Here is a 12,678-nt window from a genome sequence, read left to right as displayed (position 1 = left end):
CCGAATCCGGCAGGTTAATCATGCTTGGGCCCCGTACGGTGCTCGTGCAGCTGTTCCATGTTCGGCGGCACGCTGAAGGTGTGGTAAGGCGCCGGCGACGGCACGCTCCACTCCAGCCCCTCAGCCCCATCCCAAGGCTTGGCGGCGGCCACCGGGCCACCCTTGATGCACTTGATGACGATGAACAAAAACAACAGCTGGGTCGCGCCGAACATGAAGGCGCCAACACTCGAAATCATGTTGAAGTCGGCGAACATCATGTTGTAGTCCGGAATCCGCCGCGGCATACCGGCCAGCCCCACGAAGTGCATCGGGAAGAACGCCAGGTTCATGCCGACGAAGCTCATCCAGAAATGCAGCTTGGCCAACGTCTCGTCGTACATGTGCCCGGTCCACTTGGGCAGCCAGTAGTACGCCGAGGCGAAGATACCGAAGATCGCCCCGGGCACCAGCACGTAGTGGAAATGCGCTACCACGAAGTAAGTGTCGTGATACTGGAAGTCCGCCGGAGCGATGGCCAGCATCAGACCGGAGAAGCCACCGATGGTGAACAGGATGACGAAGGCCACGGCGAACAGCATTGGGGCCTCGAACGTCAGCGAGCCGCGCCACATGGTCGACACCCAGTTGAACACCTTCACCCCGGTGGGGACCGCAATCAGCATGGTGGCGTACATGAAGAACAGCTCGCCGGTCAGCGGAATGCCGACGGTGAACATGTGGTGCGACCAGACGACAAACGAGAGGAAGGCAATGGCACCGGTGGCGTAGACCATCGAGGTGTAGCCGAACAACGGCTTGCGGCTGAAGGCCGGGATGATCGAGCTGACCGCGCCGAAGGCCGGCAGGATCATGATGTACACCTCGGGATGGCCGAAAAACCAGAACACATGCTGGAACAGCACCGGATCGCCCCCGCCGGCCGCGCTGAAGAAGCTGGTGCCGAAGTGGATGTCCATCAGCATCATGGTCACCACACCCGCCAGCACCGGCATCACGGCGATGAGCAGAAAGGCAGTGATCAGCCAGGTCCATACGAACAGCGGCATCTTCATCAGGGTCATGCCCGGCGCGCGCAGGTTGAGCACGGTGGCGACCACGTTGATCGCGCCCATGATCGAGCTGATGCCCATCAGGTGGATGGCGAAGATGAAGAAGGTCACCGATTCCGGCGCGTAGGTCGTCGACAGCGGTGCGTAGAAGGTCCAGCCGAAGTTGGGTCCGCCGCCCTCCATGAACAGCGTCGAGACCAACAGGCCGAACGCCGCCGGCAGCAGCCAGAAGCTGAAGTTGTTCATCCGCGGCAGCGCCATGTCCGGCGCGCCGATCATGAGCGGGATCATCCAGTTGGCCAGCCCGACGAAGGCCGGCATCACCGCGCCGAAGACCATGATCAGGCCGTGCATGGTGGTCATCTGGTTGAAGAATTCCGGCTGCACGATTTGCAGACCCGGCTGGAACAGCTCGGCACGGATGACCATGGCCATCGAGCCTCCCAGCAGGAAGGCGCAGAAGCTGAACCACAGGTACATCGAACCGATGTCCTTGTGGTTGGTGGTCAACAGCCAGCGCGAGAGGCCCTTGGCCGGGCCGTGGTGATGGTCATGCCCGGCATGACCATGATCGTCGATCACTGCACTCATCACCTGATCCTCTTACTGGGTGGCTTCTTCGGCCTGTTTGAAGACGAGCACGTCTTTCGGCGTGACCATGTCGCCCTTGTCGTTGCCCCACGCGTTGCGCTCGTAGGTAATCACGGCCGCAAGGTCGACCTCAGACAGTTGCGGACCAAATGCCGGCATTGATGTGCCCGGCGCGCCCTTGACCACGATGCTGATGTGGTCTTCGGCATCACCCGTGGCGATCGGCGAGCCTTTCAGCGCTGGGAACATGGGCGGCAGGCCTTCGCCTGTCGGCTGGTGGCAGGATGCACAGTTGGTCTGGTAGACCTGCTCGCCGCGGGCGGTCAGCTCTTCGCGTGTCCATTCCTTGCTGGTCAGCTCGGCGAGCTTGGCCGCTTCGGCTTTTTTCTCGCCTAGCCAGGCGGCGTAGTCCTCGGTGGACTTGACCTCGACCACCACCGGCATGAAACCGTGGTCTTTGCCACAGAGCTCGGTGCATTGTCCGCGGTAGATGCCGGGCTCCTCGACACGGGTCCAGGACTCGTTGATGAACCCTGGGATGGCGTCCTTCTTCACCGCCAGATCCGGTACCCACCAGGAATGGATGACATCCGCCGCGGTGATCAGGAAGCGCACCTTGGCGCCCACCGGAATCACGAGGGGTTCGTCCACCTCAAGCAGATAGTTCTCGCCCTTGGGGGCTAGATTGTTGATCTCATCGCGCGGCGTGGTGAGGTTGCTGAAGAACTCGACGTCCTCACCCAGATACTTGTAGTGCCACTTCCACTGATAGCCGGTGATCTGGATGTCCACATCCGACTCGGACGCATCGTAGATATGGATCAGGGTGCGCGTTGCCGGCACTGCCATGCCCACCAGGATAAGCAGAGGTATGACCGTCCAGAGCACCTCGACTCGGGTGTTCTCATGAAAATGCGCCGACTCGAGCCGCTTGGAGCGGCGGTGGGCGAACATCGACCAGAACATCACCGCAAACACCAGCACGCCGATGATCACGCAGATCCAGAAGATGGTCATGTGCAGATCGAATACCGAGCGACTGACGTCCGTTACACCGGCCCGCATATTCACATCCCAGGCCGCCTGGGCCTGACCGAATAGCGACCACAGCCCAATCCCCATCCAGACTCGTGGATGTCGCGACATTAGCGGGTTCCCCTTATGGTTCTTGTTATCCCGCCGACTGCCTGTCCGGTCGAAGAGCAGAGCAAACGCTCGCTACGACGACCTGACTACGCTCTGATCTGGCTCCCCCCAATTCCTGGTTGCCAGTCCTCGCTTTGCACGCGCAGTCGGATTCAAACGGTACGCTTACGATCGGAGTATAGACAGCGATCCCGGACTGGCAATTTCATCAACCACTCGCGTTGGCTTCCGCTTCTGCTGGACGATCATTCTTCATCACCCCGCGGACATTCATCAGCGCCAGACACACCTGCAGCGTGATCAGCGCCCAAGCCTGGGCATACCAGCCCCAGATGACCCAGAGCAAGTTGCTCAGCAGAAAACACCAGAAGCCGACCGTACGTCGGCCCGGTCTCAGCGAGCCAATCAGCCAGGCAGCAAGCACCGTGACCACCATCGCCGGCCATTGCAAAAGATCGATCCAATCCACGATGCCTCCGGTGCGGGAATACAGGGATTGGTGCGACAGCGGCCGGGGATAGTTCCTGCGTGGGCCCGCTTGCCGACGGGCGCGAGGGCAGTGCGGCAGTGCCTGTGCGGCGTCCGCTTGGCTGCATGAGCCAAGGTCATCGAACGGCTGCGTCGCGGTGCGTGGCGGCGCTGCGGGCCAACCGGCGCCCTGCTCTGTAGGGTGGGCTTTAGCCCACCGAGGGTGTTTCGCTACCGATAGGCGAGATCCTACGGCATGGGGCTGAAGGCGTTCTGTTCTGGCGCATTGACTTGGTCCGGCGCCAAGTTTCGGTGGGCTGAAGCGGAGCGCCGTCCGGCCCACCCTGCGATTGCCTGGCAGGCGGCCGCGGTGGGTCACCCACCCATTCGGCTGCGGCAGGCTCAGATCAGGCTCATTTGCTGCCCGGGCGGCGCGAAGCGGCTGCAGTCGAGCCCGTAATTCTGATCGCGGCGGTTGTAACCCAGGCGCCTGCAGGCCAACTGGAAGCGCTGGGCGAGCAATTGCGCGAACTGGCCCTCGCCGCGCATGCGGCTGCCGAAACGGCTGTCGTAATCCTTGCCGCCACGCGACTGGCGCACCAGGCTCATGACGTGGGCGGCACGCTGCGGAAAATGTTCCTGCAGCCACTCATCGAACAACCCCGCCACCTCGTGCGGCAGGCGCAGCAGCACGTAGCCGGCCGACTGCGCGCCCGCTTGCCGCGCTGCCTCGAGCATCCGTTCGAGTTCCATGTCGTTGATCATCGGGATCATCGGCGCGCACATCACGCTCACTGGCACACCAGCGTCATGCAGCGTGCGCAGCACCCGCAGGCGCGCCGCGGGCGAGGCGGCACGAGGCTCCATGATGCGCTTGAGCTCGTCGTCCAGCGTGGTCAGGCTGACCGATACGCTGACCAGTTTCTGCTCGGCCAACGGCACCAGCAGATCCAGGTCGCGCAACACCAGCGAGCCCTTGGTAATGATGTGCACCGGATGTTTGTAGCGCAGCAGGATTTCCAGCGCCTGGCGCGTCAATCGCTGCTCGCGCTCGATCGGTTGATAGGCGTCCGTGTTGACCCCCAACGCGATGGGCTGCGGCACGTAGCCGGGTTTGCTCAGCTCCTGCTCCAGCCGCTCGGCGAGATTAGTCTTGGCGATCAGCCGCGTCTCGAAGTCGATCCCCGGCGACATGTCCCAGTAGGCATGGCTCGGTCGCGCAAAACAGTAGATGCAACCATGTTCGCAACCACGATAGGGATTTACCGAGCGGTCGAAACCGACATCCGGTGATTGATTGCGGGTAATCACGCTCTTCGCCGTCTCGCTGCGTACCTCCGTGGCACGGGTCGGCGGCACGTCCTGCTCCCAGCCATCGTCGTACGCCTCGCTGCGCGTAGGGGCGAACCGATTATCAGGGTTGACGGCCGTGCCGCGACCGCGCGGCGTAATCGACACAACGCGCATGGAAGCCTCCGAATACTGTTTATTCATACAGTATGCGGCATCGGTCGGCTCATTTCTTGCCAACCGTCGGGAAAAAAGCAAACCGACGGGGAATTATTTGGACTCACCCCTGCCAAACAAAGCCACGCTGCGAACCCAGCTTTCTTTGGTATCGACAAGGAGGTGAAGATGCCCGCCCACCCAGGCGCCCTGTTCACTCGCGAGAACAATTTCGACTTTCTGAGATTTTTCGCTGCATCGCTGGTCTTGCTCGTTCACAGCTATCCGCTGGCCGGACGCCGCCCCGACGAGCCCATCGAACTACTGACCGGCTACGAGAACGGTGGTGAGTTCGCCGTCGCGATCTTCTTCGTCATCAGCGGTTATCTGATCACGTCGTCCTGGATCGCCAGCAGCAGTGCCAGAAGCTTCCTGATCAAGCGCGCGTTACGTGTCTTTCCAGCGTTGGTACTGGCGGTCCTGCTATCGGCATTCGTCATCGGTCCGCTGGTGACCGAGGGCAGCATGACCAGCTACTTCTCGTCCCCGGTCACCTGGACGTACCTGCAGAATATCTTGCTCGTCACGCGTTTCGAACTGCCGGGCGTGTTCAGCCAGAACATCTATCCAAACGTCGTAAACGGATCGTTGTGGACGCTTCCGCTCGAGGTACTGATGTACATCGGTGTGCTGATCATGGGCTTGGTGGGATTGTTGAACCGCCGCCTGATCTTCCTGCCCATCGCCGGCCTCGCCCTAGGTCACTTCTGGGTACTGGGTAGGCTCGGCATCGAGTCATTTTTCATCAACAACATCTTTAAGCTGGGCCTGATGTACTACACCGGCGCGGCTATTTTCCTTTACCGCGACTCATTGCCCTGGCGTGGCTGGATTGCAGCGGTGCTGGTCGCCGCATTGGCGCTGACGTTTCACACCGCTGCCGGGCCGTTCGTTTACGTGATTGCATTGCCCTATCTGGTGATCTACCTCGCCTATGCACCGATCCCTCTGATTTCCCGGTTCGGCAAGTACGGCGACTTCTCCTATGGCATGTACATCTATGCGTTCCCGTTCCAGCAGCTCACGGTCTACCTGCTTGGTCACGAGATCGGTGTGTTCTGGCTGACCGTTATCAGCCTCGTGCCGACCTTGCTGCTAGCGATCTTGTCCTGGCACCTGATCGAGGCGCCGGCGATGAAGCTCAAGCAACGCTTCTCCCGTATGCCACAAGCTGGCCTGGTAGCCCCGAAAACCTTGGTTTGAATCAAAGCCACTGGAGCGGATTGCCTCGTCAGATCAGGCGACGCACCCGTGCCTTCTGGTAGCTGTCACTGCCACTACCGCTGAGTTCGAGGACACCACGCTGCGCCAGCTCACGAGCTCGCCAGTAAAGAAACAGATCGGTGGCGAAGAAGCCGTCGCAGCGGCCCATTATTTCGGCCATGGCACCGGCAAGCGGCATCCAGCCATGACCGCATGTCGCGGTCAATTCATCATCGATACGTGCATGGTCCTCACCGGCGAAACGCTTATTCATCCAGCGACGTATCGCAGCATTTTGCTCAACGGTAGTACGCCACTGGCTGGCGAGTTCGGACGTTCTGGCGGGCTCTACCGTGCGCGGTTGGTATAGCGCTGCCAGAGCGTCGGGCTGATGCATCGACACGGCCATTCGGCTAGCGACACGGCTATCGCCCGTGCCGCAAACAACCTCCTGGAAAGGCAGTGACGAGCCTTCCAATATCGCCGCCACGCGGGCCAACATCAGCTGTTCGGAGGCGCTGTCGCCGTGCCAGACCGTTACCGGCCGCGACTGGCCAGGCAGACCTGCCAGCCACTCGGCATCGTCGGCAATGCTCAAGAAATCCGGTCGAGGCTCCAGCCCGGCAGGCCAGACCCGCTCCCAGAACGCCAACCGCACCGTGCAGGGCGGGGTGTCAATACCAGCCAGCGGCCCGACAGCCAGGTCGTCGCGCAGAACGCGCACCTTGTCGCCGTTCCCTTCGCCCAGCAGCTGCCGGACGCTGTCAGCGGCAAGATCGCCACAGGTGATATGCCACACGGTGAGCTCCAGGCGGTCAGTCGGGTTTTTTCTTCAACTTCGGGTTGGGGAAGAACTGCACCGCCTGCACCTGCGGATCGGCCGCTTTCGGCTTGGCCTGGTTGACCCGCGTGCCCAGCTCGGAGGGCACCGACTGGCCTTGCGCATTGAGCGTGTCGGCATAGCCGCATTCGACGCATTCACGATGCGGGACGCCGCCGACGTCCCACATCTTGATGCTATCGCTGGCGCTGCATGCCGGGCACACGGCGCCGGCAATAAAGCGTTTGGTGGTGACTTTCACATCGTCGCTCATGCCACGTCCTCGCTCAGGCCGAGGTGGCGCAGCAGCGCGTCGGTAGACGGCTCGCGGCCACGGAAATCGACGAACAGCACCATCGGTTCCTGGGAACCTCCGCGTGCCAGGATGGCGTCGCGGAAGGCGCGCCCGGTCTCGGCGTTGAACACGCCCTCTGCCTCGAAACGCGAAAAGGCGTCGGAGGACAACACTTCGGCCCACTTGTAGCTGTAGTAACCGGCGGCGTAACCGCCGGAGAAGATGTGCGCAAAGCTGTTCGGGAAGCGGTTGCTGGCCGGCGGACGCATCACAGAAACCTCGTCGCGAATGCTTTCCAGCACCTCAAGTACGCTGCGACCGTCGCCATGGGTGGCGTGCAGTTCGAAGTCGAACAGCGAGAATTCCAACTGGCGCATCATCATCAGGCCGGACTGGAAGTTCTTCGCCGCCAGCATCTGGTCCAACTTGTCCTGCGGCAGCCGCTCACCGGTCTGGTAATGGCCGGAGATCAGCGCCAAGCCTTCCGGCTCCCAGCACCAGTTCTCCATGAACTGACTCGGCAGCTCGACCGCATCCCAGGCCACACCATTGATGCCCGACGCCCCGGCATGCTCGACCTGCGTCAGCAAGTGATGCAGACCATGGCCGAACTCGTGGAACAGCGTGGTGACTTCGTCGTGGGTCAGCAATGCCGGGCGCTCGCCCACCGGCGGTGTAAAGTTGCACACCAGATTGGCCACCGGCGTTTGCAGCGTGCCGAGGCAGGTGCGGCGCTTGTCGCGGGCGCCATCCATCCAGGCGCCACCGCGCTTGTTGGCCCGCGCGTAGAGATCGAAGAAGAAGCGTCCGACGTGCTCACGCTTCTCGCGAATCTCGAACAACCGAACGTCCGGGTGCCAGCTGTCGAAATCTTCCAGTTCGTGGATTTCGATGCCATACAGGCGCTTGACGATGGCGAACAGGCCGGACAGTACCTTATCGATCGGGAAGTAGGCGCGCAGCTCTTCTTGGTTCAAGCTGTAGCGCGCCTGGCGCAGTTTCTCGCCGAAGTAGTTGACGTCCCAGCTCTGCAAGTCGCTGATGCCGTGCTCGGCGGCGAAGGCGCGCAGCTCCTTGAGATCGCGCTCGGCGAACGGCTTGCTGCGCCTGGCCAGATCACGCAGGAAACCCAGCACCTGATCGGTGCTTTCGGCCATTTTGGTGGCCAGCGATAGCTCGGCGTAGTTGCCGAAGCCCAGCAGCTGGGCCAGCTCCTGGCGAAGGTCGAGGATTTCTTCCATCACCGGGCCGTTGTCGAACTGGCCGGCATTCGGCCCCTGATCGGAAGCGCGGGTGGAATAGGCGACATAGACCTCTTCGCGTAGCGCGCGGTTATCGGCGTAGGTCATCACGGCGTAGTAGCTGGGAAATTCCAAGCTGATCAGCCAGCCATCGAGTTCCTTGGCCTTGGCCGCTTCGGCCATCTGCGTCTTGGCCGAATCGGTGATGCCGGCCAGCAGGCTCTCATCCATGACGTGCTTGGTCCAGGCCTGGGTGGAGTCGAGCAGCTGGTTGGAAAAGGTGCTACCCAGCTCGGCGAGCTTCATGCGGATCGCACCGAAACGCTGCTGCTCGGCGGGCGGCAGGTCGATGCCGGACAGGCGGAAGTCACGCAGTGCGTGTTCGAGGATAGTCTTCTGTGCGACGTCGAAACCATCGGCCTCGGGGCTCAGCGCCAGCGATTGATAGGCGGCGAAGAGGTCAGCGTTTTGGCCGAGCTCGGTGGCATAGGCGGATAGCTTGGGCAGGCAGGCCTCGTAGGCGCTGCGCAGTTCCGGGTTGTTGCGCACCGCGTTGAGGTGGCTGACCGGACCCCAGGCGCGGCTGAGGCGCTCGTTCATTTCGTCCAGGCCGATCACCAGGGTGCTCCAATCGAGGCTTTCGGCCGGACGGCTGAGCAGCTCCTGCAGGGCGACGCGGTTGTCACCGAGTACGGTATCGACGGCCGGTTCGACATGCTCCGGACGAATCTCGGAATAGGGCGGCAGGTCGAAATCCCGAAGCAGCGGATTGGTATCGGTCACGGCAGTTGCCCCTTCTGAATAAATGATTACCGGCGCATGTTAAAGACAAACGCGCGCCCGCGCAGCCTGGAAACGGACCGATAGAGTGACGCTATACATAACGGAACCGCAGGGTTGACGCATCACGACAGCTCAGCGGCGCGGCGTCATCAAACCTTGTCTCGGGCTGGCGAGAGCATCTCTATTGCGACGGTTTCGAGCAGTGCGGGTTCCCAGGAACCGCTGTATCGGTAATTGACTGAGGAGTAGGCAAAGGGTGGCGGCACCGGCGAAGCCACGCTTAGGGCCGTCAGGCACTCATTACCACCCGTAGGAGCAAGCTTGCTCGCGATTAAGCGTGTTCGATCCATCTGGCAGCGTTGTGTGTTCTGCTGCCCAGGATCGCCAGCAAGCTGACGCCTACAGGCTGCAACGGGTGTTCGCGCGGTGGTGCGCCTACGAAGCGGCAGAAGTCACCGCGTAAACCAGACAATCATTGCTGCGCAGAACAACGCCCGGGCGATACAAATTACGCTACCGACCGGCGGGTTCGGTTTCAGGCTGCACCGACTCGGGACCCACTAGGCGGCGGGTGCTTCCACAGGCAATTCGGGACGCCGCGCATAGCGCTGCGCCAGCACTGCACAGACCATCAACTGTATCTGGTGGAAGATCATCAATGGCAGGATGATCATCCCTACCGCATTGGTGGCGAACAGTACCTGCGCCATGGGCACGCCGGTGGCGAGGCTCTTCTTCGAGCCGGCGAAAATGATGGTGATGCGATCTTCGAGATTGAAGCCCAGCCGCTTGGCGAGAAACTGCGTCAGCCACAGCACCATCGCCAACAACATGCAGCAGGCCAGCACCAAGCCCAGCAGATGCGTGAGCGGCACCAGTTGCCAGAGCCCCTCGACCACCGCGCCACTGAACGCAACGTAAATCACCAGCAGGATCGAACTTTGGTCGACGAGCTTCAGCCAGCCTTTGTTGCGCGTCACCCAGGCACCGATCCAGCGCCGCGCGATCTGGCCGGCAACGAAGGGGACCAGCAGCTGCAGGACGATCTTGCCGATCGAATCCAGCGTCGAGCCGGCTTCGCCCTCGACCCCCATCAACAGCAGCACCAGCACAGGCGTGAGGAAGATACCGATCAGGCTGGACGCGGCCGCGCTGCAGATCGCCGCCGGGATGTTGCCGCGTGCCAGCGAGGTAAAGGCGATGGCTGACTGCACCGTCGCCGGCAGGGCGCAGAGATAGAGCATGCCCAGGTACAGCTCGTCGCCAACCATGGGCGTCAGCACCGGCTTGAGTGCCAGTCCCAGCAGCGGAAAGAGCACAAAGGTGCAGGCGAACACCAGCAGGTGCAGCCGCCAATGACCCGCGCCGGCGAGGATCGCTTCACGCGACAACTTGGCGCCGTGCATGAAGAACAACAACGCAATCGCCAGGGTGGTGAGCCAGTCGAAAAACACCGCACCCCGACCTTCGCACGGAAACACCGTGGCGATCGCCATGACCGCGAGCAGGGCGAGGGTGAAGTTGTCGAACAGTATGCGGAGCTTGGCCATCACAGATTCCTTGGGTCTTGCGAACGACGGAAATGGACCTTAACGTGGTCGCCCGCTTCCGACTAGCGCCAAGCAGGCAAGAAATGTCTTCAAACGGACACAGCCCCACCTTGATGGCGCGCCTCAGCGAACTCAAACAGCTGCCACGCCCGGTCTATGGGCAGCTGGACTCGCCGCCGAACCTCAAGCTGGGCTATCGCCACAGCCACCCCTGGGTTCAGCTGTCCCATGCGGTCGAAGGCGTGCTCGAGGTACGCACCGACAGCGGTCGCTTCATCGCGCCCCCGCTGCGCGCGGTGTGGATTCCGGCAGGCATTACTCATCAGGTGTTCTGCGCCCCGAACACCTGCATTCGCAGCCTGTACATCGACCGCAGCGTGGCAGGCGACGCGCCCGACCACTGCCGAGTGCTGCAGGTGAGCCCGCTGCTGCGCGAGCTGATCCGCCATTTCAGCACGTTACCCGAAGCCTATGCCGCGGACGGTGCCGAGGGCCGGTTGGTACAGGTGCTGCTGGACCAACTGGGTTGCGCCCCGGAAGTCGAGCTGGTCCTGCCATTGCCGGCCGAGCCGCGTCTGCACCGCCTGTGCAAGCGTCTGCAAGCGCGTCCCGATTCGCAGGAAGGGCTGGCTGACTGGAGTCGCACGCTGGGCGTATCGGAACGCACCCTGAGCCGGCTGTTCCTGCGCGATACCGGGCTGACCTTTCGCGCCTGGCGCCAGCGTCTGCGACTGCTCAGCGCGCTACCCGCTCTGGAGCGCGGCGAGCGTGTCACCGACGTCGCCCTGGGCTGCGGCTATGAATCGCTGTCGGCCTTCATCGCTGCCTTTCGTGAACAGTTCGGCGCCACGCCTGGCGAGTTCTTCCGTTCCGGCACCCAGCACGGCGGCGACCGTGTCCATTGATCATCCAAGCGAGATGCCGGCATGCGTCCGCTACCCTTCCGGAAACCCCGCTTGGGTTTCCCACGATCCGTTTAGGAGATGCCCATGAGCATACGCACCTATCAGAACCACACCCCCAAGCTCGGCGAACGCGTTTTCGTCGATCCCAGTGCCGTGCTCATAGGCGATATCGAGATCGGTGAAGACAGCTCAGTCTGGCCGCTGACGGTGATCCGCGGCGACATGCACCGCATCCGCATCGGCTCACGCAGCAGCATCCAGGACGGCAGCGTGCTGCATATCACTCACGCCGGCCCGTTCAACCCCGACGGCTTCCCGCTGACCATCGGCGACGAAGTCACCGTCGGACATAAGGTCATCCTGCACGGCTGCACCCTCGGCAGCCGCATTCTGGTGGGCATGGGTTCGATCGTGATGGACGGCGCGGTGGTCGAGGATGAGGTGATCATCGGCGCCGGCAGCCTGGTGCCGCCGGGCAAGACCCTGCAGAGCGGCTACCTCTACGTCGGCAGCCCTGCCAAACAGGCGCGCCCGCTGACCGACAAGGAACGCAGCTTCTTCAGCTATACCGCCGGCAACTACGTGAAACTGAAGAACCAGCACATGGCCGAGGGCACTTAACAACAGCTGCAAGCCGGAAGGCTGAGGCATTCTCTAAATTGGAACCGTTAGCGCTCCTGACTCATGAACTCGAAAGCACGCGTTTGAGTGCATATGAGAAAAACGCACACACGAAACCACACTTTTTTGTGCATGTTGGCCTTGTCGTGTCATCGAGAAGGCATTTCTGCGTGCATGTAAGGCCTGCTGCCAACATCCAATAAGCAGTTGAAACAGCGCATCGTTGAGGTAGAAATTTTCTTTGCCGAGACGATGCTTGGTCAGCAACCCGATCCCGACCAGCTCATCAAGATAGCGGGACGCGGTGTTGCGGTGGACCTGAAGCTCATCCATCACAAACTCGATTTTGGTGTACGGATGGCGGAACAGGTTGTTGACCAGGTCCTGGCTGTAGATCTTCGGCAATTCGTCGCGTAGCCGTTCCTTGTGTTGTCCTTGGCAGGCGAATCGCGCTCGACCAGCAACTTCTGCATACGACCTTGTCCGGGCCTGCGCTC

Annotated in this window: 11 protein-coding genes and 1 pseudogene; 3 read left to right on the top strand and 9 right to left on the bottom strand. The window is 61.8% G+C overall.

The window, feature by feature from the left end:
* Nucleotides 1-14: 14 nt before the first annotated feature.
* The 4 genes from ctaD to H3028_RS18480 form a co-directional block, all read right to left on the bottom strand.
* A complete protein-coding gene (gene ctaD / locus H3028_RS18495; protein WP_181298692.1) occupies nt 15-1,643 on the bottom strand; it encodes a cytochrome c oxidase subunit I in 1,629 nt (542 codons plus the stop codon).
* A 12-nt stretch (nt 1,644-1,655) separates the two neighbouring features.
* Nucleotides 1,656-2,789, bottom strand: a complete 1,134-nt coding sequence (coxB, locus tag H3028_RS18490) for a cytochrome c oxidase subunit II (protein WP_181298691.1) — start codon at nt 2,787-2,789, stop codon at nt 1,656-1,658.
* A 208-nt stretch (nt 2,790-2,997) separates the two neighbouring features.
* Nucleotides 2,998-3,258: a hypothetical protein gene (locus tag H3028_RS18485; RefSeq protein ID WP_181298690.1), complete on the bottom strand. Its 261-nt coding sequence runs from the start codon at nt 3,256-3,258 to the stop codon at nt 2,998-3,000.
* 401 nt (nt 3,259-3,659) lie between these two features.
* Nucleotides 3,660-4,724: a PA0069 family radical SAM protein gene (locus H3028_RS18480; protein ID WP_181298689.1), complete on the bottom strand. Its 1,065-nt coding sequence runs from the start codon at nt 4,722-4,724 to the stop codon at nt 3,660-3,662.
* 168 nt (nt 4,725-4,892) lie between these two features.
* Between H3028_RS18480 and H3028_RS18475 the strand changes: the two genes are divergently transcribed.
* The gene (locus tag H3028_RS18475; RefSeq protein ID WP_181298688.1) at nt 4,893-5,966 is read left to right on the top strand and encodes an acyltransferase; all 1,074 of its coding nucleotides are present in this window, start codon (nt 4,893-4,895) and stop codon (nt 5,964-5,966) included.
* Nucleotides 5,967-5,994: 28 nt separating this feature from the next.
* Here H3028_RS18475 and H3028_RS18470 read toward each other — a convergent pair whose 3' ends face one another.
* The 4 genes from H3028_RS18470 to H3028_RS18455 form a co-directional block, all read right to left on the bottom strand.
* Complete coding sequence (locus tag H3028_RS18470) at nt 5,995-6,765, bottom strand: DUF1835 domain-containing protein (RefSeq protein ID WP_181298687.1); 771 nt, start codon at nt 6,763-6,765, stop codon at nt 5,995-5,997.
* Nucleotides 6,766-6,781: 16 nt separating this feature from the next.
* On the bottom strand, nt 6,782-7,060 hold the full coding sequence (locus tag H3028_RS18465; RefSeq protein WP_181298686.1) for a YheV family putative zinc ribbon protein: 279 nt from the start codon (nt 7,058-7,060) through the stop codon (nt 6,782-6,784).
* On the bottom strand, nt 7,057-9,105 hold the full coding sequence (gene prlC / locus H3028_RS18460; RefSeq protein WP_181298685.1) for an oligopeptidase A: 2,049 nt from the start codon (nt 9,103-9,105) through the stop codon (nt 7,057-7,059). The genes H3028_RS18465 and prlC overlap by 4 nt, the downstream gene beginning before the upstream one ends.
* A 560-nt stretch (nt 9,106-9,665) precedes the next feature.
* Entirely contained in the window at nt 9,666-10,655 is a 990-nt protein-coding gene (locus tag H3028_RS18455) for a bile acid:sodium symporter family protein (RefSeq protein ID WP_181298684.1), read from the bottom strand.
* An 83-nt stretch (nt 10,656-10,738) separates the two neighbouring features.
* Between H3028_RS18455 and H3028_RS18450 the strand changes: the two genes are divergently transcribed.
* Both H3028_RS18450 and H3028_RS18445 read left to right on the top strand, forming a co-directional pair.
* Nucleotides 10,739-11,560 (top strand): helix-turn-helix domain-containing protein, encoded by an 822-nt coding sequence (locus H3028_RS18450; RefSeq protein WP_181298683.1) that lies wholly within the window; start codon nt 10,739-10,741, stop codon nt 11,558-11,560.
* Nucleotides 11,561-11,644: 84 nt separating this feature from the next.
* On the top strand, nt 11,645-12,181 hold the full coding sequence (locus H3028_RS18445) for a gamma carbonic anhydrase family protein (protein ID WP_181298682.1): 537 nt from the start codon (nt 11,645-11,647) through the stop codon (nt 12,179-12,181).
* A 33-nt stretch (nt 12,182-12,214) separates the two neighbouring features.
* Here the strand turns inward: H3028_RS18445 and H3028_RS18440 are convergent.
* Nucleotides 12,215-12,601, bottom strand: a pseudogene (locus tag H3028_RS18440) (hypothetical protein); the annotation flags it as partial.
* Nucleotides 12,602-12,678 lie beyond the last annotated feature (77 nt).

The organism is Pseudomonas sp. Q2-TVG4-2, assembly GCF_013620795.1.
In the GTDB taxonomy this organism is placed as follows: Bacteria; Pseudomonadota; Gammaproteobacteria; order Pseudomonadales; family Pseudomonadaceae; genus Stutzerimonas.
This window is presented reverse-complemented; position numbering and strand designations above follow the sequence as displayed.